Origin of the sequence: Pseudomonas sp. NPDC077649 (assembly GCF_044542855.1) — a bacterium.
In the GTDB taxonomy this organism is placed as follows: domain Bacteria; phylum Pseudomonadota; class Gammaproteobacteria; order Pseudomonadales; family Pseudomonadaceae; genus Aquipseudomonas.
Genome location: NZ_JBITVF010000008.1, coordinates 165,829 through 186,382, shown reverse-complemented (window position 1 = coordinate 186,382; position 20,554 = coordinate 165,829). Strand labels below are relative to the sequence as shown.

Annotated in this window: 17 protein-coding genes; 12 read left to right on the top strand and 5 right to left on the bottom strand. The window is 66.0% G+C overall.

The genetic code is table 11. The annotated features are described in order from the left end of the window. The first annotated feature begins 4 nt into the window (after nt 1-4). Both ACIGFL_RS21445 and cysB read left to right on the top strand, forming a co-directional pair. A complete protein-coding gene (locus ACIGFL_RS21445; protein WP_021445799.1) occupies nt 5-505 on the top strand; it encodes a universal stress protein in 501 nt (166 codons plus the stop codon). A 105-nt stretch (nt 506-610) separates the two neighbouring features. Then, nucleotides 611-1,585 carry an HTH-type transcriptional regulator CysB gene (gene cysB, locus ACIGFL_RS21440; protein WP_021445800.1) on the top strand — a complete coding sequence of 325 codons (975 nt, stop codon included), beginning with the start codon at nt 611-613 and terminating at the stop codon, nt 1,583-1,585. Nucleotides 1,586-1,635: 50 nt separating this feature from the next. Here cysB and ACIGFL_RS21435 read toward each other — a convergent pair whose 3' ends face one another. Further along, the gene (locus ACIGFL_RS21435; RefSeq protein WP_021445801.1) at nt 1,636-2,370 is read right to left on the bottom strand and encodes a phosphoadenylyl-sulfate reductase; all 735 of its coding nucleotides are present in this window, start codon (nt 2,368-2,370) and stop codon (nt 1,636-1,638) included. A gap of 189 nt (nt 2,371-2,559) precedes the next feature. Between ACIGFL_RS21435 and thrH the strand changes: the two genes are divergently transcribed. Further along, nucleotides 2,560-3,177 carry a bifunctional phosphoserine phosphatase/homoserine phosphotransferase ThrH gene (thrH, locus tag ACIGFL_RS21430; protein WP_021445802.1) on the top strand — a complete coding sequence of 206 codons (618 nt, stop codon included), beginning with the start codon at nt 2,560-2,562 and terminating at the stop codon, nt 3,175-3,177. 52 nt (nt 3,178-3,229) lie between these two features. Here the strand turns inward: thrH and pabB are convergent, their stop codons facing one another. Beyond that, on the bottom strand, nt 3,230-4,573 hold the full coding sequence (pabB, locus tag ACIGFL_RS21425) for an aminodeoxychorismate synthase component I (protein ID WP_397498491.1): 1,344 nt from the start codon (nt 4,571-4,573) through the stop codon (nt 3,230-3,232). Nucleotides 4,574-4,738: 165 nt separating this feature from the next. Here pabB and ACIGFL_RS21420 point away from each other — a divergent pair, with 165 nt between their 5' ends. The 7 genes from ACIGFL_RS21420 (at nt 4,739) to ACIGFL_RS21390 (ending at nt 15,490) form a co-directional block, all read left to right on the top strand. Next, nucleotides 4,739-7,453 carry a LuxR C-terminal-related transcriptional regulator gene (locus ACIGFL_RS21420; RefSeq protein WP_397498490.1) on the top strand — a complete coding sequence of 905 codons (2,715 nt, stop codon included), beginning with the start codon at nt 4,739-4,741 and terminating at the stop codon, nt 7,451-7,453. Further along, nucleotides 7,450-10,173 (top strand): LuxR C-terminal-related transcriptional regulator, encoded by a 2,724-nt coding sequence (locus ACIGFL_RS21415; RefSeq protein ID WP_397498489.1) that lies wholly within the window; start codon nt 7,450-7,452, stop codon nt 10,171-10,173. Before ACIGFL_RS21420 ends, ACIGFL_RS21415 begins: the two co-directional genes overlap by 4 nt. Nucleotides 10,174-10,413: 240 nt before the next feature. Further along, a complete protein-coding gene (locus ACIGFL_RS21410) occupies nt 10,414-10,836 on the top strand; it encodes a DUF6160 family protein (protein ID WP_397498488.1) in 423 nt (140 codons plus the stop codon). A gap of 85 nt (nt 10,837-10,921) precedes the next feature. Beyond that, nucleotides 10,922-11,683 (top strand): C39 family peptidase, encoded by a 762-nt coding sequence (locus ACIGFL_RS21405; protein ID WP_021445807.1) that lies wholly within the window; start codon nt 10,922-10,924, stop codon nt 11,681-11,683. Between the two features lie 38 nt (nt 11,684-11,721). Next, on the top strand, nt 11,722-12,726 hold the full coding sequence (locus ACIGFL_RS21400; RefSeq protein WP_397498487.1) for a transporter: 1,005 nt from the start codon (nt 11,722-11,724) through the stop codon (nt 12,724-12,726). 18 nt (nt 12,727-12,744) lie between these two features. Then, entirely contained in the window at nt 12,745-14,334 is a 1,590-nt protein-coding gene (locus tag ACIGFL_RS21395) for an outer membrane protein transport protein (protein ID WP_397498486.1), read from the top strand. Nucleotides 14,335-14,338: 4 nt separating this feature from the next. Then, the gene (locus tag ACIGFL_RS21390; RefSeq protein WP_397498485.1) at nt 14,339-15,490 is read left to right on the top strand and encodes a MalM family protein; all 1,152 of its coding nucleotides are present in this window, start codon (nt 14,339-14,341) and stop codon (nt 15,488-15,490) included. A gap of 83 nt (nt 15,491-15,573) precedes the next feature. Here ACIGFL_RS21390 and ACIGFL_RS21385 read toward each other — a convergent pair whose 3' ends face one another. From ACIGFL_RS21385 to ACIGFL_RS21375, 3 genes are read right to left on the bottom strand one after another with little or no spacing between them, the layout of a single operon-like run. After that, a complete protein-coding gene (locus tag ACIGFL_RS21385) occupies nt 15,574-16,557 on the bottom strand; it encodes an alpha-L-glutamate ligase-like protein (protein ID WP_021445811.1) in 984 nt (327 codons plus the stop codon). Nucleotides 16,558-16,561: 4 nt separating this feature from the next. After that, the gene (locus ACIGFL_RS21380; RefSeq protein ID WP_021445812.1) at nt 16,562-18,088 is read right to left on the bottom strand and encodes an inactive transglutaminase family protein; all 1,527 of its coding nucleotides are present in this window, start codon (nt 18,086-18,088) and stop codon (nt 16,562-16,564) included. Nucleotides 18,089-18,094: 6 nt separating this feature from the next. Beyond that, the gene (locus tag ACIGFL_RS21375; protein ID WP_021445813.1) at nt 18,095-18,631 is read right to left on the bottom strand and encodes an ATP-dependent zinc protease; all 537 of its coding nucleotides are present in this window, start codon (nt 18,629-18,631) and stop codon (nt 18,095-18,097) included. A 300-nt stretch (nt 18,632-18,931) separates the two neighbouring features. Between ACIGFL_RS21375 and ACIGFL_RS21370 the strand changes: the two genes are divergently transcribed. Together ACIGFL_RS21370 and prpB are read left to right on the top strand one after the other, a co-directional pair. After that, nucleotides 18,932-19,654, top strand: a complete 723-nt coding sequence (locus ACIGFL_RS21370; RefSeq protein WP_021445814.1) for a GntR family transcriptional regulator — start codon at nt 18,932-18,934, stop codon at nt 19,652-19,654. Next, nucleotides 19,651-20,535, top strand: a complete 885-nt coding sequence (gene prpB, locus ACIGFL_RS21365) for a methylisocitrate lyase (protein WP_397498484.1) — start codon at nt 19,651-19,653, stop codon at nt 20,533-20,535. Before ACIGFL_RS21370 ends, prpB begins: the two co-directional genes overlap by 4 nt. Nucleotides 20,536-20,554 lie beyond the last annotated feature (19 nt).

Sequence of the window (20,554 nt, the reverse complement as noted above, 5' to 3'; positions counted from 1 at the left end):
CCGCGTGATCCGCTCGATACTCTACGCCACCGATCTCGGCCTCTATGCCTCCTATGTGTTGCAGCATGCCCTGGCGTTGACCCGCAGTTTCAACGCCGATCTCTACGTGGTGCACGCGGTGGAGCCCATGGGCCTGTTCGCCGAATCCGTGCTGCAAACCTACCTGGACGAAGACACCCTCGGCGAGTTGCGCCGCAACGGCCTGAGCACGGTGATGGCGAGCATCGAGCAGCGTGTGCTGGAGGGGTTTCGCGACGAGCTGGGCGAGGGCCAGCAGGACCTGCAGCTGATCCGCGCAGTGCGCGTGCTGCAGGGCGACCCGCCGGCGGTGATTCTCGCGGAGGCGCAGAAACTCGGGGTGGATCTGCTGGTCGTAGGCAGTCACAGCCACGGCGCCGATCTAGCCGTGCCGCTGGGGCGCACGGCGGCGCGGGTGGTGCAGCTGTCGGAGGCGCCGGTGTACCTGGTGCCGATGCTGCAACATCGCGGACATGGCGAACTCTAGGAGGCGAATCCGAATAAATGGTCTAGATTGTTGGTTTAAACCAATAATATGGTTATATAAGGCCTCGGCGGCCACGGGCCGGCCTACCAGCTTTGAGGGAAACATATGAAGCTTCAGCAACTGCGCTACATCTGGGAAGTCGCGCACCACGACCTCAACGTATCGGCGACCGCACAGAGCCTGTACACCTCGCAGCCGGGGATCAGCAAGCAGATCCGCCTGCTCGAGGACGAGCTGGGCGTGGAGGTTTTCGCACGCAGCGGCAAGCACCTGACGCGCGTCACCCCGGCCGGCGAACGCATCATCACCACCGCCGGCGAGATCCTGCGCAAGGTCGAGAGCATCAAGCAGATCGCCCAGGAGTTCTCCAACGAGAAGAAGGGCACCCTGTCCATCGCCACCACCCACACCCAGGCGCGCTACGCCTTGCCGCCGGTGATCAGCGCCTTCATCAAGCAGTACCCGGACGTCGCCCTGCACATGCACCAGGGCACGCCGATGCAGATCGCCGAAATGGCCGCCGATGGCACGGTGGATTTCGCCATCGCCACCGAAGGCCTGGAGCTGTTCAACGACCTGATCATGATGCCCTGCTACCGCTGGAACCGCTGCGTGGTGGTGCCGCAGGGGCATCCGCTGACCAAGCTGCCCAAGCTCACCCTGGAGGCGCTGGCCGAGCATTCCATCGTCACCTACGTGTTCGGCTTCACCGGCCGTTCCAAGCTGGACGAAGCCTTCAGCCATCGCGGCCTGACGCCCAAGGTGGTGTTCACCGCCGCCGACGCCGACGTGATCAAGACCTATGTGCGCCTGGGCCTGGGCGTCGGCATCGTGGCCCGGATGGCGGTGGACGCCAAGCTCGACCCAGACCTGGTGGTGCTCGATGCCAGCGACCTGTTCGAGGCCAGCGTGACCAAGATCGGCTTCCGTCGCGGCACCTTCCTGCGCGGTTTCATGTGCGATTTCATCGAGAAGTTCGCCCCGCACCTGACCCGCGAGGTGCTGGCCAAGGCGGTGCAGTGCCACAACAAGTCGGAGCTCGAAGAGCTGTTCCACGGCGTCGAGTTGCCGACTTACTGAAGGCCGGCGTCGCCCATGAAAAAGCCCGCGTCGCGCGGGCTTTTTTCTGCTCAGTGTTTGGCGATCAGGTTGCCGGCGTGCAGGCCGCATTCCTTCTGCGTGGCTTCCTCCCACCACCAGCGGCCCTCGCGCTCGTGCTGGTTGGGCAGTACCGGGCGGGTGCAGGGCTCGCAGCCGATGCTGATGAAACCGCGCTCGTGCAGCGGGTTGTAGGGGATCTCCAGCATGCGGATATAGGCCCAGACCTCTTCGCTGCTCATCTGCGCCAGCGGGTTGAACTTGTATAGGCTGTGCTGTGCGGTGGAGAAGGCCTGGTCCAGTTCCAGCACGGCGACCTGGCTGCGCGTGCCGGGGCTCTGGTCGCGGCGCTGGCCGGTGGCCCAGGCCTTGACCGTGGCCAGCTTGCGCTTGAGCGGGGCGATCTTGCGCACGCCGCAGCATTCCTCGTGACCGTCCTTGTAGAAGCTGAACAGGCCCTTGGCCTTGACCAGCGCTTCGAGCGCGGCGGCGTCGGGGCTGAGCACCTCGATGGCGATGCCGTAGTGTTCGCGCACCTGCTCGATGAAGCGGTAGGTTTCCGGGTGCAGGCGACCGGTGTCGAGGCTGAACACCTTGACGTTCTTGTTCAGCTTCCAGGCCATGTCCACCAGCACCACGTCCTCGGCGCCGCTGAAGGACAGCCAGAGCTCGTCGCCAAAGTGCTCGAAGGCGAGCTTGAGGATGTCCTGGGGGGATTTGCTGGCGTAGGTCGCGGCCAGTTCGGCGACGTCGAAGGGGTGGCTCATCAGGCGGGCTTCCTTATTGATCGGGGTGGCGCTGGGCGCTCTGGCGGCGATGGTAGCAAAAGCCGGTTATGCGTCTAAATAACCAATACCCCTTGTTACTGCATTACTTGGCTATAAGGGCTGCGTTGCGCGGCTTCTGGCGAGCCGTTAGAGTGCCGCCTTCTTTCAAGCTCAATCGAGGAGTGGCCTGTGGAAATCGCGTGTCTCGACCTGGAAGGCGTGCTGGTCCCGGAGATCTGGATCGCCTTCGCGGAAAAAACCGGCATCGAGTCGCTCAAGGCGACCACCCGGGACATTCCCGACTACGACGTGCTGATGCAGCAGCGCCTGCGCATCCTCGACGAGCACGGCCTGAAGCTGCGCGACATCCAGGAAGTGATCGCCACCCTCAAGCCGCTGGACGGCGCGGTGGAGTTCGTCGACTGGCTGCGCGAGCGCTTCCAGGTGGTGATCCTCTCCGACACCTTCTACGAATTCTCCCAGCCGCTGATGCGTCAGCTGGGCTTCCCCACGCTGCTGTGCCACAAGCTGATTACCGACGACACCGATCGGGTGGTGAGTTACCAGCTGCGTCAGAAGGACCCCAAGCGCCAGTCGGTGATCGCGCTGAAGAGCCTGTACTACCGGGTGATCGCCGCCGGCGATTCGTACAACGACACCACCATGCTCAGCGAGGCCCACGCCGGCATCCTGTTCCATGCTCCGGACAACGTGATCCGCGAGTTCCCACAGTTTCCGGCCGTGCACAGCTATGCAGACCTCAAGCGCGAGTTCCTCAAGGCGTCCAATCGCCAGCTGAGCCTGTAAGGCTCGCCGCAATGCTACAAGGCCCGCTGCTGCGGGCCTTGTGCTTTCTGCCTCATAGGCTTTCCAGGGTCTGCAGCAGCACCTTCACCTTGGTGATGGACTCCTGGTACTCGGCCTGCCAGTCCGAGTCGGCGACTATGCCGCCGCCGCCCCAGCAACTGACCTGGCCGTCCTTGACCAGCAGGCTGCGGATGGCGATGGAGCTGTCCAGCTCGCCGCGCACGTCCAGGTAGAGCAGCGAGCCGCAGTACAGGCCGCGGCGGGTCGGCTCCAGCTCGTCGATGATCTGCATCGCGCGGATCTTCGGCGCGCCGGTGATGGAGCCGCCGGGAAAGCTGCCGGCGAGCAGGTCCAGGGCGTCCTTACCCGGCGCCAGCTCGCCGGTCACCGCGCTGACCAGGTGGTGCACGTTGGGGTAGCTCTCCAAGGCGAACAGCTCCGGCACCCGCACCGAGCCGATGCGGCAGCTGCGCCCCAGATCGTTGCGCAGCAGGTCGACGATCATCAGGTTCTCCGCGCGGTCCTTGCCGCTGGCCAGCAGCGCCTGCGCCTGCGCCTGGTCGTCCGCTGCATCCGCTCCGCGCGGGCGGGTGCCCTTGATCGGTCGAGTTTCTACCTGGCCGGCGCTGACCTTGAGAAAGCGCTCCGGCGACAGGCTGAGGATGGCGCTGCCGTCGGCCAGGCGCTGGAAGCCGGCGAAGGGCGTCGGGCAGGCCCGGCGCAGGGCCTGGTAGGCGGCCCAGGGATCGCCTTCGCATGGTGCCTGGAAGCGCTGGGCGAAGTTCACCTGGTAGCAGTCGCCGGCCAGGATATAGCCCTGGATGCGCTCGATGGCGCGGCGGTAGGCGGCCTGGTCGAGATCGGCGCGAAACGGCTGCAGCAGGCGAAAGTGCGCATCCGCGTCGGCTGCCGGCGTGGCGAACAGCTGGCACAGGCGCGTGCGTTCGGCCGGCGCCAGGGCCGGGTGGAACAGCAGCTGGCTGGTGCCGAGCAGGTGGTCGCTGATCAGCGCCCAGCCGTACAGGCCGAAGCATGCATCGCCCAAGGCCAGGTCGTCGCGGCTGTGCGCGGGCAGGCGCTCCAGGCGCCGGCCGAAGTCGTAGGCGAGGTAGCCGATCAGTCCGCCGACGAACGGCAGCGCGCTGCCGGCCGGCACCTCGGCCGGGCCGAGGCTCTGCAACGCGGCACGCAGGCGGGCGAGGAAGTCGTTGGCCGATTCGTCGGCAGCCGGCGCCAGCTCTGCCAATGGCCAGGCGCTCATAAGGTCATAGCGTCCACGCTCGGCGCCCGGCCGGCCGGCATCCAGCAACACGGCGCCGGGAGCCTGACGGATACGCTGGAAATACTCGGCGGGATCGGCCCGGTAGGGCAGAGAGTGCAGGGAGCAGCTAGGCATGCGTGGCAGTCGAGAGGGCTGAAGGGGCGATTGTAGTCTGCCGCTAACATTCATCCTAGAGCTTGCGCCCGGGTTTACTCGGGAGCCGCCGGCTGATTAGTATGAGGCCGTGCCGGAACGTTGAACCGCCGTACCAGAACAATAATTAACGAAGGGATCCAGGCCATGGATGAAGTTATAGATCCAGCCGCTGGAAGCCTGCTGCGCTCGAAACTCTCGCCGCCCCAGGCCTCCACCGACCATCTGGCAAGGCCCCAGGTTGAAGCCGCGCTTTCAGCCCATCCGCATGCCCGCCTCGTGCTCTTTTCCGCTCCCGCCGGCTTCGGCAAGACCACCGCCCTGGCGATGTTCGCCGCCGAGCGCCGCAGCGCCGGTGCCGGCATCGCCTGGTTGTCCCTCGGCCCTGGCGACGACGAGCCGGTGCGCTTCTTCCAGCAACTGCTCGAGGCCCTCGGCCGCGCGCTGCCCGGGTTGGGCGACGACGCCCTGGGCTACCTGCGCAACACCATGCGCGTGCCGGTCGAGGCCGTCATGGAAAGCCTGCTGGTCGATCTGGCGCAGCGCCAGGAGCCGCTGCTGCTGGTGCTCGACGATCTGCACCTGATCCAGGACGGCGAGCTGCTCGGCTCGCTCAATCGCCTGGTCAAGCTGGCGCCGCCGAACTTCACCCTGGCCATCGGCAGCCGCTCGCAACCGCAGCTGAACCTGGCCACGCTGCGCGCCAAGGGGCTGCTGCTGGAAATCGGCAGCGAGGAGCTGCGCCTCAACCCGCAGGAGGCGCGCAGCTACCTCGAACGCAGCGGCCTGCAGCTCGATGCCGAGGCGTTCCGCGCGCTGTACAGCCACACCGAGGGCTGGATGGTCGGCGTGCACCTGGCCAGCCTGTGGCTGCGTCATCAGCCCCAGCCCGGCGCGCGCATGGCCGAGCTGGGCGCGGAGCAGCACGCGGTGGGCGACTACCTGCTGCGCTCGGTGTTCGAGCAACTGCCGCTCGAGCGCCAGGAGCAGTTGCTGGCCCTCGGCGTGGCGCAGCAGCTCAGCGGCGATCTGGCCAACGCGCTGACCGGCCGACAGGACGGCCAGCGCCTGCTGGAGGAGCTGGAAGCCATGCAGCTGTTTCTCCTGCCGCTGGATCGCGAGCGACAGTGGTACCGCTTCCACAACCTGTTCGCCGAATTCCTCCGCAACCGTCTCAAGGAACGCGACCCCGAACGCCTCAAGCAGCTGCATTTCAATGCCAGCCTGTGGTTCACCAATCACCACATGCAGAACCTGGCCATCGAGCACGCCTGCCTGGCCGAGGACGCCGAGATGCTCGCCGCGCTGCTTGACGGCTGCGGCCTGGAGCTGATCAATCGCGGCCAGCTCAACCTGATCTACAAGTGGCGCCAGCACGTGCCGGACGAGATCGCCGGGCGTTTTCCCGTGCTGGTGCTCGCCGACGTCTGGACCCGCGCCGCCGAACTCGGCCTGAGCGAAGCCAACCGCATGCTCGACGAGCTGCTCGAGCGCTGGGGCGAGTCGCGCAGCAGCGGGCCGCTCAGCGACAAGCTGCTGGCCACCCTGGCGATCAAGGCGGTGATCGCCCTGCAGAAGGACGACCTGGACACCTGCGTGAGCCTGGCGCGGCGCATCGAGGCGCAGCTCGGCCAGCACACCGCCTTTCTCGAGGTGGCGATCCTCACGGTCGGCGCTCTGGCCCAGGTCATGCTCGGTCAGGCCGAGCCGGCGCGCCGTCTGCTGGCCCTGGCGCAGCAGCGCAACCATTTTCTCGAAGGCCGCTACCTGGACATGCAGCTGGCCAACGTGGAAATCCTGCTGTGCCTGGAGCAGGGGCGGATCAAGCAGGCGCAGCTGCTGTTCGAGCAGCTGCGTGCGCGGGTGATGCCCTGGTTCGGCGAGAAGTCCCGCGCTCTGGCCCTACCGACCATCACCGAGGCGCTGATCGCCTACCGCCAGGGGCGGCTTGCCGGGCTGCAGGAGCGTCTGCGCTGGGCTCTGGCCACGGTCGACGTGATCAACCCCATCGATCTCTACGCCCAGGCCATGCTCTGCCTGGCGCGGGTGCAGCGCATGCAGGACGCACCCAAGGAGGCGGCCGCGACCCTGGTGCTGATGCAGAACCTGGCGGCGCGCAACCATTCCTGGCGCTTCTACGTGCAGGCGGTGGGCGAGGAGATCGCCCTGATCCTGCAGGAGCCGGCGGCCGACCGCAGCAAGCGCGCCGAGCAGCGCTTGAAGGCGGTGGACTGGCACAAGCTGGCGGCGCACTACAAGCAGCGCAGCTTCAACCCGGTGCTCTGGGTGCTGGGCCTGACCCGCATTCGCCTGCAACAGGCGCGCGGCCATTACAGCGAGGCGCTGCACGAGATCACCCAGCTGCGCAGCCAGCTGCAGAGCGGCTGGCACGGCCTGCAGCGGCTGCGCCTGGACCTGCTGGCGGCGCTCAGTTACCAGCGCCTGGGCTATCAGGAACGGGCGCAGAGCCTGCTGGTGCAATGCCTGATCGGTGCCGAGCGGGAAGAGGCGCGCAGCCTGTTCGTCGAGGAAGGCGAGGCCATTCGCCTGCTGTTGCAGCAGCTGGAAGCCGCCGAGCGCCAGCCGGCGCTGCAGGGGTTCATCCGCAGCCTGCTGGCGATTTGGCCGGGGCAGGAGTCGCGCCAGGCCCTGGACGTGCTGGAGGAGGGGCTGACCGAGCGCGAGCGCGAAGTGGTCTGCCTGGCCGCCAAGGGCCTGTCCAACGACGAGATCGGCCAGCAGCTGTCGCTGGCCCTGGGGACCGTCAAATGGCACCTGCACAACATCTACGAAAAGCTCAAGGTGCGTAATCGCACCCAAGCCATCCGTCGCGCCCGTGAGCTGAGCCTACTCGAATCATGACCAGTCAAAACCAGCCCCGCCTGCAGGCGTTTCCCCTGCTGCGCACCAAGCTCTATCCCGCCCACGGCGAAGGCGCACCGCTGCTGGAGCGCTCGGCGCTGCTCGAGCGTCTGCTGGCGGCGCGCGAACAACGCCTGTTGCTCCTCAGCGCGCCGGCCGGCTTCGGCAAGAGCACGGTGCTCAGCCAGTTGCGACGGCGTTTGCAGGCGCAGGGCGCGCGCGTCGCCTGGCTGTCGTGCGACGAGGCCGACAGCGAGCCGCCGCGTTTTCTGCAGTACCTGATCGCCTCCATCGAACTGGCCTGCCCGGGGTTCGGCAGCAGCGCCTCGGCGCTGCTGCAGGGCGACATCAGCTGGCCGCTGGAGGCGGTGATCGACGCCTTCATCGACGACCTCAAGGGCCTGCCGCACGCGCTCTACCTGATGCTCGACGACTTCCACCGCATCCGCCATCCGTCCCTCGGCCAGGGGGCGCGCTACCTGGTCGAGCGCCTGCCCAGGCACGTGCACCTGGTGGTCAGCACGCGCTACCAGCCGCGTTTTCTCGACGAGCCGCCGTCGCTCGGCGCCTGGGCCTTCTGGCTCAAGGCCGAGGACCTGCGCCTGAGCCGCGCCGAGACCGCCGCCTACTTCCGCGAAATCAAGCAGCTGGCGCTGGAGGAGGGCGAGCTCAACCAGCTCTATGCGCGTACCGAGGGCTGGATCACCGCCCTGCACCTGGCCGCGCTGGCCTTGCCGCGCCAGCAGGATCGCGCCGCCTTTCTCGCCGGGCTGTCCGGCGCCGAACGCGATATCGCCGACTACCTGGCCGAGGACGTGGTGGCCAGCCTGCCCGAGGCGCTGCAGCTGTTTCTCGATCAGACCTCGGTGCTCGACGAATTCAACGCCGAGCTGTGCAACGCCCTGACCGGCCGCCGCGACGGCCGCGACATGTTGCGTCGGCTGCAGGGCGAGCAACTGTTCGTGATCCCGCTGGACGAGCAGGGCGAGTGGTTCCGCTATCACCACCTGTTCGCCGAATTCCTCCAGGGCCGCCTGGCCAAGCGCGGCGATCCGGCCCACCTGCTGCACGCCGCGGCACGCTGGTGCGAGGGCCGCGACCTGGCCGACAAGTCGATCAAGTACGCCCTGCGCGCCCGCGACTACGCATTCGCCGCCGAACTGCTGGAGCGCCAGGGCGCGCGGCTGATCGCCGGCAACCGGGTGTACGGCATCCTCGCCATCCTCAAGGACGTGCCGCCGGTGGTGATCGGCGAGCAGCCGGTGTTCCAGATCTTCTATGCCTGGCAGCTGGCCTTCGAGCAGAAGTTCGCCGAATCCGAGGCACTGATCGAAGAGGTCAGCACGCGCCTGACCCAGGGGCGCGGCAAGGGCATGCACTTCGGCCTTATCGAGCTGCTGGCGGCGGCGCAGGTGCTCAAGGCGCTGGTGCTGCTGTACCAGGACAAGCTGGAAGCCTGCCTCAAGGTGGCCGGGCACTGGCTGGCCCTGGTGCCGCAGAACCAGCCGGTGTTCCGCGCCAGCCTGGCCTGCGTGCAGGCCGCGGCGTTCGCCCTGCTCGGCGAATTCGGCGAAGCGGCCAAGGCCATCGCCGTGGCGCGGGAGAACCTGCGCCAGTGCGAGAGCGAATACCTGCACGTGATGGCCAGCCTGATCGAGGCGCTGATCTGCAAGGAATACGGCGAGCTGGAGCGCGGTCGCGCCCTGGCGGAAACCGCGCGGGCGCGGGTCGAGCAGGTGTTCGGCCGGCGCAGTCGGGTCGGCGGGCCGCTGGGTCTGGCCTACGCCGACCTGCTCTACGAACAGGATCGGCATGGCGCCATTCTCGCCGAGCTGCCGCTGGCCACCACCTGGCGCGACGTGGCCACGCCGGTGGAGCTGATCAGCCGCGGCAAGCTGGTGATGGCGCGCGCGCGGTTCTTCGCCGGCGAGGCCGAGCAGGGGCTGGCCGAGCTCGACGAGTGGCTGGCCGGCCTGCAGGGCCCGGGCTACGAGCGGGTATTCGCCTTGGGCATGGGCTGCAAGGTGCAGTTCCTGCTGTGGCTGCGCCGGCCCAACGAGGCGCAGCGCATCTACCTGCAGCTGGAGCGGCACCTGGCGGCGCTGCCCATCGAACGCTATGGCGATGCCCATACCGCCCTGGCCCTGAGCCAGGCGCGTCTGGCCCTGGCCGAGCGCCGGGTGGAAAAAGCCCAGGCCAGTCTGGAAGCCTGCCTGGCCAAGCAGGGCGCCGAGCACCAGCGCGACCGCCGGCTGCGTCTGGCCCTGTTACTTTCTGTGGCGTACTGGCGCAAAGGTAACAGCGAAAAAGCCTTCGCCTTGTTCCGCGCGACGCTGGAGGAGGCCTGGCAGTGCGGCTACCGCCGCCTGTTCCAGGACGATGCGCTGTGGCTGCTGCCGCTCTGGGACGCCTGGAGCAGCGCCGAACCCAAGCGCGCCGCGGCCTGGCAGGGGCTCGCCGAACTGCTCCGCGAGCAATGTCGGCGAATGGCCATAGATCCGGAAAGTTTCGAGGAAAATCAGGATGTTAGTCATCGCGAGCGGGAGATCCTGCGGCTGGTGGCGGCGGGCCTGTCGAACCGCGATATCGCCCAGGCGGTGCACCTGTCGGAGGCCACCATCAAGTGGCACCTGCACAACCTGTTTTCCAAGCTGGGGGTGCGCAGCCGCACCCAGGCGGTACTCAAGGGCAAGAGCCTGGGCCTGCTCAGCGAGGCCTGAGCTGTCCGGTGAGGAAAGTGAGCGGCCGTGCTCCATCCCTTGGATGGGCTGGCAGTCGGGGAGGGGGTTAGTAGCTTGTAGCCAGGTCGAGAAGCACGCTGCTTCGCGAATCCAAGCCTGGCGCGCTTAGGGAAGCAGCGGCAGGCCTGGTGATCGGTATGAGCCGATCCAGCTGCTTGCGACAGGGAGTCGCTGGCAGAGCCCCGGGGAACCCCCATTAGAACTGTGGAGATAACAACAATGATGACCCTGAAAAAAATCGCTCTTGCCGCCGCCATCATGGCCGTTCCGTTCATGGCTCAGGCCGACCTGAAGGCGCTGGACGACGCCGATCTGGCCGGTGTGACCGGTCAGGCCGGGATCAGCATCGCCGGTAACTTCGACGCCACCATCGGCTCCATCGTCTACACCGACACCGAAGCCGGCGTCACCGACGGCAGCAACAGCCTGACCCTGGAAACCGTCACCCTGTCCGGCTTCAACATCGACGAAAGCAACCCGCTGACCATCGACGTGGTCGACAGCAAGCTGGAAATCGGCCTGCCGGGCATCAACGGCGGTGTGTCGGTGGCCGCGGTGAAGATCGGTGCCAACAGCATCGGCGGTCTGGCCATCAACGGCCTGGACATGGCCGGCTCCACCGTCAAGGTCTGGGGTCATTGATCCTCGTTTGACCCGATCCACAGGAGCCCTGTCGCCAGGCGCGGCGGGGCTTCCTGCTTCGTTGTACGCAGTCGCGGATTGACCAATGATCGAGATTCTCGTGGGCAGCCTGATCGGTTTGTACGGTTTTACCGAGGCGGTCGACACCAAGCCGCAACCTGCCGGAGTCGTGAATATCAGCCAGCCGCTGGTGCCCAATGGCCCGTTGCGCGAGTCGGTGGTGCTGGAGCCGATGAGCCAGCTGCAGTTTCGCAACGTGATCCGCCAGGCCTACGACTACAGCTGCGGTTCCGCGGCGCTGACCACCCTGCTCGACTACTACCTGGGGCGCAATCTGGAAGAGCGTCAGGTGATGGAAGGGCTGCTGCATTTCGGCGAGGCGGAGAAGATCGTCGAGCGTCGCGGCTTTTCGCTGCTCGACATGAAGCGCTTCGTCACCGCGCTGGGCTACAAGAGCGGCGGCTTTCGCGCCGACTTCGCCGACCTCGAGCAGCTCGAGCACCCGGCCATCGTGCCGATCGAGTATGCCGGCTTCAAGCATTTCGTGGTGGTGCGCGACGTCTACAACGAGCACGTCTTCGTCGCCGATCCGGCGCTGGGCAATATCAGCTTCACCCGCGTGCGCTTCGAGCAGATCTGGGACCAGAACGTACTGTTCGTGATCTTTCCCAGCGGCAACGAGCCGGCCAATGCCATGGCCCTGACCGACCGCGATCTGCGCATCATCGACGACCGCACCATCAGTCTGCTGGCCTTCCGCGAGTTTCCGCAGATGGCCAAGTTCACCGCCAATCAGGCCGATCAGCTGGGATCGGGGGGCGACATTCAATACATTCGCCGCAAGTGATTCACCCGGCATAACAATAACGACCTGGGGATAGCGTCATGGGAGTTTGGGGGTACGCAGGGCTGGCCGCGTTGGCGCTGGCCATGGCGCAGCCGGCCTGCGCCGAAGAGGCGACGGTCGAGGAGGCGCGCGAGGCGCTGACCAAGAAGGAAGACGATGCCGACAGCGCCAAGGCGCTGGAAGAGGTGTTCCAGGCCGCCGAGAAGAGCTACACCCTGCTCAAGAAGGGCGAACGCACCCTGACCTACGGTTTCGACTACTCGCTGCTGCGCGATACCCAGATCCAGACCGTGCGCACCGGCAGCAACGTGTTCAGCGTGATCGGCCAGAGCGAGGCGCAGCACACCTTCACCAACTCCTTCACCTTCGACTACGGGGTGTGGGACAACCTGACCTTCAGCATGCGCGTGCCGTTCCTGGCCAAGTACGACACCGAGCGCGACCTCAGCACCTACAGCCTCGGCGACGTCTCCGCCAGCCTGCGCTGGCAGCCCTGGTCGTCGGCGCGCGGGCGGCCGGTCACCACGCTGTTCGCCACCCTCGGCCTGCCCACCGGCGACAGCCCCTACGACGTCAGCCTGGACAACGGCCTGTCCAGCGGCAACGGCTATTACAGCCTGGGCGTCGGCGCCAACCTGTCCTACGTGATCGACCCGGTAGTGCTGTTCGGCTCGCTGGGCTACACCTACAACCTGCCGATCCGCGACGCCGACCAGGTGCGCGCCGGCCGCCTGCTGGAAGAGGTCGACCCGGGCTCGAGCCTGTCGCTGAGCATGGGCTTCGCCTACGCCTTGTCCTACGACGTGTCGCTGGCCACCTCGTTCCAGATGGCGCACAACCTGGCGCCGAAGTTCAAGTTCAGCGACGCCAGCTTCGAAGGCAGCGAGCAGACCAGCGCGGTGATGAACTTCTCCCTCGGCCTGCGCACCTCGCCGAACCATATCGTCAACGTCAACGCCGGCTTCGGCATGACCGAAGATTCGCCCGATGTCCTGCTCGGCGTCTCCATGCCCCTGGACATCAAGGGCCTCAAGGCCGAATAAGCAGCGAGCGAAGCCGATATGACCCATCTTGCGACGCTGCAGGCCGTGCTGCTGGTCGGCCTGAGCGCGGGCTGCGCCCTGCAGGCCCAGGCCCAGCTGGCCAATAACCTGACCATCGGCAATCCCAAGGCCATGGCCATGGGCAACGCGGTGACCGCCGATTCCACCGGCATCGACGCCGTGCACTACAACCCGGCCGCGCTGAGCAAGCTCAAGGGCCGGCAGACCACGGTCAAGCTGCTCAGCGGGGTGATGGACATCCGCGCCGAATTCGAGGCCAAGGAAGACTACGGCTTCATGGGCTTCGACGACGACCCGTTCAAGAACTCCAGCAGCCGCACCCTGACGCCGACCATGTACCTGCCCGGCGTCGGCGGCATGACCGAGCTGCCGGTGCTGGTGGCACCGCTGGCGGGGCTGTCGATCAACCCGCCGGGCTCGAAGTTCACCTTCGCCACCAACGTCTACGCGCCGATGGCGCTGGGCTACTCGCGCGATTCGGACAGCGACCCGGGGCGCTTCCAGGGGCGCCAGGTATCGCTGCAGCGCATCACCTACTTCTCCCCCTCGCTGGCCTATCAGGTCAACGATGAACTCTCCGTGGGGCTGTCCGTGGGCTTCTCGCACCAGGCCGTGGCGCTCAACCAGGATTTTCGCAACCCCGGCATGCTCACCGGCCTGACCCGCATCCTCAACGAGGCGCTGTGCCTGCCCGGTCTGGAGGAGATCCTCGGGCCCTTCATCAACGTCTGTAGCGGCAAGATCGGCCCCTTCGACTCGCTGGCCAACCTCGATCTGGACCTGCAGCAGAGCCTGTCGCCGACCTACAACCTGGGCATCCTCTGGGAGCCCAGCGACTGGTTCGCCTGGGGCGCCACCTACCAGAGCGAGGCGCGGATGAACCTGCAGGGCAAGTACCGCATCGACTACACGGACGACTGGGCCGGGTTCTGGTCGGGGCTGCAGGGCTCGCTGTTCGGCCAGGTGCTCAGCCCGCTGTTTCCCTACGGCGCGGACGAGGAGAGCGGCAATGCCTCGCTCAAGCTGACCTACCCGGATGCCTTCAGCACCGGGATCAAGCTGCGCCCGCTGGACAAGTGGCAGTTCAACCTCGACCTGCGCTGGGTCGGTTACAGCGACTGGAACAACTTCGAGATCGAGTTCGACCGCGAACTGGACCTGCTGCGCATCGCCAAGACCTTCGGCGGCGGCAACGCCACCGATCGCAGCATCATCCTCGACCGCGGCTACCGCGACACCTGGAGCTGGGGCGTGGGCGTGCAGTACGAGGTCAACGACCGCCTGGCCCTGCGCGCCGGTTACGAATACCGCCCCTCGGCCATCCCCAAGGACAAGGCCGACGTGCTGGCGCCGGTGGGCGACGGCGATCTCTACGGCCTGGGCGTGGGCTACCGCTGGGACAAGGACAGCAGCATCGACATCGGTTTCAACTACTTCGTCTCCAAGCAGAACATCCCCGCCGGCAGCAGCTGCAACCTTAGCTGCGAGGGCCTGGACAACCTGGTCTACAACCCCTATGCCGGGCTCAATGTCGAAACCACGGTCAAGGCCTATATCTTCTCCATGACCTACACCTCGAGGTTCTGAGGCGATGCGCAGTCTGCTGTTCGTCCTGATGCTGCTGCCGCTGATGCATGCCGCTGCCAGCAGCCGCTACCTGACCTGGGTCGACGACCTCGGCCGGGTGCACAACACCTTCGTCGATACCCGCTTCGCCGAGCAGCAGCGCCTGGCCCAGCGCCGCGCGCAGCAGAGCGATCAGGCCCGCCTTGGCGACGGCGGCGCCTGGCCGGGCAGTGCACCGAGCACCGGCGAGAGCAAGCGCCGTTATTTCACCTGGGTCGACGGCAGCGGCCAGCTGCAGAACAGTTTCTATGCCGGCGAGCAGGTCGCCGGCGTGGCTCGCCGAGACCGCTTGCTGGCCAGCGGCGAGCGGGCAGGGGACTACATCGATTCGGCGGTCCTAGAGGGGCGCGACTTCCTCCGCGATGGCGACGACAGCCCCTATTACACCTGGATCGACGAGCAGGGGCGGATGCACAACTCGCCGGTCGCCGCCGGCCAGCGAGGTGCCCGTGGCAGCGAACAAAGCACGTCGGTGCGCTATAGCGAGGGCCGGCAGATCGAGTTCGAGCGCGGCCAGCCGGCCCTGCCGCTGCTCGACGGCCAGCCGACCGCGGCCATGCAGGCGCTGCTGGCCGGCAGCCAGAGCCGAGGCGACGGCCTCTACGGCGAATTGCTGACACGCTGCTGCGGCCAGCTGCGCGACAGCGATTTCACCGCGCTGTCCGCCGACGAGCCGCGCTACGAGGAGCTCGACCGCTTCTCGCCCAGCTTCGAGTTCCCCATGGGCCGCAGCTACTACGCGGCGCTGAAGCTGCCGGCATCGCGCCAGACCTACGGCCTGCGCGTGCGCAGTTTCGCCAATCGCCAGGTGGTCTACCCCTCGTTGCTGTTTCTCGACGAGGCCAAGCGGCCGACGCGCCTGGTCAGCGACGCGGTGTACCAGCTGCACCCGGAAACCTGGTATCGCTACGCCTTTATCGAAGGCACGGTGCAGGTGCGCGCCGAGCGCGGCGAGCGCTACGTGCTGCTGCTCACCACCGACGAGGATCGCAGCCTGCAGACCCTCGACAACAAGCCGTTCAAGCGTCCGCTGCAGGCGCTGGCGACCGATGCGGCGGGCATGCAGCGCCATGCCCATGCCGACGAGGGGGCCTTCGAACTGGCGATCGTGCGGTAGGTTGGGCTTCGCTGCGCCTGGCGCCAACCTACAAATGAAAGGGCCCGGTCATTTGACCGGGCCCTTTCATCGTCTCGGCGCCGTCAGGCGTTCTGCTGGACGTGGCCGAACAGCTGCTGGGAGAAGCGCACGCGTTCCTCCGGGCTTTCCTGGATGCCTTTCTTCTTCAGCTCTTCCAGGCGCGCCTCGACGGCGTGGGCGCGGTGGGTCAGGCCGCAGTCGTTGGCGATCTGGATGTTCAGGCCGGGGCGGGCGTTGAGCTCGAGGATCAGCGGGCCCTTGTCCTGGTCCAGCACCATGTCCACGCCGATGTAGCCCAGGCCGCACAGCTCGTAGCAGCCGGCGGCCAGCTTCATGAAGCCGTCCCAGTTCGGCAGTTGCACGCCGTCCACCGCGTTGGTGGTGTCCGGGTGCTTGCTGATCTTGTTGTTCAGCCAGGTGCCGCGCAGGGTCACGCCGGTGGCCAGGTCGACGCCGACGCCGATAGCGCCCTGGTGCAGGTTGGCCTTGCCGTTGGACTGACGGGTCGGCAGGCGCAGCATGGCCATCACCGGATAACCCATGAGCACGATGATGCGAATGTCCGGCACGCCTTCGTAGCTGATGCTCTTGAAGATGGTGTCCGGGGTCACCCGGTACTCGATCAGCGCGCGGTCGCGGTGGCCGCCCAGCGAGTAGAGGCCGGAAAGGATGTTGGAGATCTGCTGTTCCAGCTCCTCATGGCTGACGATCTTGCCGGACACCGTCTTGAAGCGCTCCTCGAAGCGGTCGGCGATCACCAGGATGCCGTCGCCACCGGCGCCTTGCGCCGGCTTGATGACGAAGTCGGTGCGCCCGGCGATGATCTCGTCGAGCTTGTCGATGCCTTTCTCGGTGTCGATGATGCCGTACAGCTCGGGCACGTCGATGCCGGCCTCGATCGCCCGCTCCTTGGTGATGATCTTGTCGTCGACTATGGGGTAGAGGTGCCGTTTGTTGTACTTCAGCACGTAGTCCGCATTGCGTCGGTTGATGCCCATGATGCCCTTGGCTTCAAGGGCCTTCCACGTCTTGATCAGGCCGAACATGGCGTTAGTCCTTGAGGAAGGCTTTGAAGCGGAACAGTTCGGTCAGACGGTAGCCGCGGTAACGACCCATCGCCAGCATGAAGCCCACCAGGATCATCAGCACCGCCGGGAAGGTGAACACGAAGTACACCAGCTCCGGCACGCTCATCAGCAGGTGCGCCAGGGTGGCGGCGACCAGGGTGCCGATGGCGACCTTGAAGGCATGGCTGCCGCCGCGCTCTTCCCAGGTGATCGACAGACGCTCGATGGTCATGGTCAGAATCACCATGGGGAACAGCGCCACCGACAGACCGCGCTCCAGGCCCAGCTTGTGGCTAAACAGGCTGATGGCGGCGATCAGCACCACGACGAAGGTCAGCACCACCGACAGGCGCGGCAGCATCTGCAGCTTGAGGTGCTCCAGGTAGGAGCGCAGCGACAGGCCGAGCGCGGTGATCACGGTGAACAGGAAGATGCCGAAGCCCAGCTGGGTCTCGCGGAAGGCCAGGGCGATCAGCACCGGGGTGAAGGTGCCGAGGGTCTGCAGGCCGCCGAGGTTACGCAGGATCAGGATCACCAGCACGCCGATGGGGATGACGATCATGATCTGGAAGGTCTGCTGGGTCGACAGCGGCAGGCCGTACAGCGAGTACTCGAGGAAGTCGGCGTCGGTGGTTTCGTCGGTCAGCTTGGCCAGGCGAATGGCGTTCATCTCGCTGTTGTTCAGGCTGAAGCTGACTTGCGCCTGCTTGCCGCCCTCCAGGCTGACCAGGTCGCCATCGCCGATCCACCACACCAGGCGGTCGGCCGGCAGGCCCTGTTCGCCGCTTTCCGGGTTGAAGTACAGCCACTTCTCGCCGTTGAAGCTGCGCAGCCAGAGCTCCGGCGATTGGCTGGTCTCGGCCTGCAGGCGAATGGTGTGCACGCGCTCCATCGGCACGTGGGCGATGGACAGCAGCAGGTCGATCACCTTGGCCTTGTTGGCCGTGGAGGCGTCGCCGCCGAGCAGCAGTTTGACGTTGTCGTCATTGGCGTTGTTGACCCGCTTGATGGTCTCGCTGATGAAGGTTTCGACGTCGGCCGAGTGCTGGCGGATGGGCGCGAGCAGGGCGTCGGCGGCGATCTTCTCCGCACCTTCGACCGGGATGCTGTCGCGGAAGATCGGCCCCTTGGCCGGCGTCTGTTCGCCGCTGTAGCGCTTGGTCAGCACCAGGCGGTAGTAGAGGGTCTGCTTGCCGCTGGCGCGACGGGCCGACCAGGTGACGCGGCGGTTGCCGTCGGCACGGTTGACGCTGACGCCATAGTTGTTGGAGATGAAGCTCTCGTTGAGGCTGACGTAGTCCTGGTTCAGCGGCGGCACATACATCTGCAGCTTGACCGGCTCGCGCGGGCTGGCCTGGAACTCGACCTTGGCGTCGATGTTCCACAGGTCGTCGGTCTCGTCTTCGGTCACCGGAATGCCGAGGATGAAAATTTGGTATGCCGTAATCAGAACGCCCAGGGCCACCAACAAGGTGATCAGGACTTTCAGATGCAGGTTCAGAGAGCGCATGGGGAGTTACTCGCCAGGGGTTGCGTCAGAGTCGCAGCCGGGTTTGCCGGCGGCGTATTTAAGGCTTGGATCGACCAGGGCTTCGAAGTGCTTGAGCGCTTCGGAGCCGATCAGCAGCGGGTATTGGAATGCACTACGGTCGGTCAAGTTCACTTCGATGGTGCGCAGGGCCTGACCCATGCACAGCTGCAGCTCGATCACCGGGCGCGCCGTGTAGGTCTTGCCTTCATCCGGGTCGTAGTCGCCGGCGCGGCGCTTGATCTTGCTGATCCGCGCCAGCGGGCGTTCGATGGTCTGCTCCTGGCCGCCGTCGATGGCCAGGACGAAACGCACCCAAGTCTCGCCGTCGCGCTTGAAGCGTTTGATGTCGCGGGCGCTGAGCGAGGCGGTCTTGGCGCCGGTATCGAGTTTGGCGGCGACTTCCAGGTCGAAGTCGAGCACGCGGGTGTATTCGTTGAGGCCATAGACGGTTTTGCCCACCGCGAGACTCGGGCAGGACAGGGCCAGCAGGCAAAGCAACAAGGCGAAGGGCTTGAGTGTCATAAGTCCTTGAAGGGAATGTTGCCAGGGGCGTGTGGGCGACTGGCGGCGGATAACCGGCGCGTTTGCTTGCCAGGAGTCTAGCAGGCATGGCCGGGCGCAAGGCCCGGTCTGAGCGGGCGCCATTCTAGCATGGGGTTTTTCCGTGCTGACAGACGCTTATGTAGCTTTCTGCAAGTAAGGTCGGCGGTTGGCTGGCGGAGTGGCCTGCTACAGATTGTCGACAATGACTAATTTTTCTTTGACAAGAACCGGTCTTAAGCTTATTTTTTATGCCATTGCATAGCCATGGTGTCGACAATCATGTTGATCGATTCAACGCTCACCGCTGCGCCCCAGGCCGATTCGGAGACGCTTTCCGAGCACGTCTTTCGCCTGATCCAGGCCGCCATCGTCAAAGGCGAGATCGCCCCCGGCAGCAAGATCTCCGAGCCCGAGCTGGCGCGCACCTACGGCATCAGTCGCGGGCCGCTGCGCGAAGCGATCCACCGTCTGGAAGGGCAAAAGCTGCTGGTGCGCGTGCCCCATGTCGGCGCGCGAGTGGTGTCGCTGTCGCACGCCGAGCTGATCGAGCTGTATGAGATCCGCGAATCCCTGGAAGGCATGGCCTGTCGCCTGGCCGCCGAGCGCATGAGCCAGGGCGAGATCGACGAGCTGCGCCGGGTGCTGGACACCCACGAACGCGACGAGGCCTTTCAGGCCGGCCGGGGTTACTACCAGCAGGAAGGCGATTTCGATTTCCACTACCGGATCATCCAGGGCAGCGGCAACGAGACCCTGGCCAAGATGCTCTGCGGCGAGCTGTATCAGCTGGTGCGCATGTATCGCCTGCAGTTCTCCTCGGTGCCGAATCGGCCGCGCCAGGCGTTCGCCGAACACCACCGCATTCTCGATGCCATCGCCGAGCGTGACGGCGAGCTGGCCGAACTCCTGATGCGCCGCCATATCGGCGCCTCCAAACGCAATATCGAGCGCCATTATCTGGATGCTCAGTCCAAGACAGCCAAGAAACGAGGTGAGTCATGAGTCAGCTTTCCCCCGGCCAGCGCTTCCGCCAGGCCCTCGCCATCGAGACGCCATTGCAGGTGATCGGCGCAATCAACGCCAACCATGCGCTGCTGGCCAAGCGCGCCGGTTTTCGCGCCCTTTACCTGTCCGGTGGGGGCGTCGCGGCCGGCTCCCTGGGCCTGCCGGATCTGGGCATCAACACCCTCGATGACGTGCTCACCGACGTGCGCCGCATCACCGACGTGTGCGACCTGCCGCTGCTGGTGGATATCGACACCGGCTTCGGCCCTTCGGCCTTCAATATCGAGCGCACCATCAAGAGCCTGATCAAGGCCGGCGCCGCCGCCGCCCATATCGAGGACCAGGTCGGCGCCAAGCGCTGCGGCCACCGTCCGGGCAAGGAAATCGTCTCCTGCGAGGAAATGGTCGACCGCGTGCGCGCCGCCGCCGACGCCAAGACCGATCCGGATTTCTTCCTCATCGCCCGCACCGACGCGATCCAGGCCGAGGGCGTCGATGCCGCCATCGAGCGCTGCCAGGCCTACGTCGAGGCCGGCGCCGACGGCATCTTCGCCGAGGCCGCCTATGACCTGCCGACCTACCAGCGCTTCGTCGAGGCACTGAACGTCCCGGTGCTGGCCAACATCACCGAATTCGGCGCCACCCCGCTGTTTTCCCGCGACGAGCTGGCTTCGGTCGGCGTGGCCATCCAGCTCTACCCGCTGTCGGCCTTCCGCGCCGCCAACAAGGCAGCCGAGGCGGTTTACACCTCGATCCGCCAGAACGGCCACCAGAAGGACGTGATCGAGCTGATGCAGACCCGTGCCGAACTCTATGACCGCATCGGCTACCACGCCTTCGAGCAGAAGCTCGACGCGCTGTTCGCCGCGAAAAAATAACAATGCATCAACCGGATTC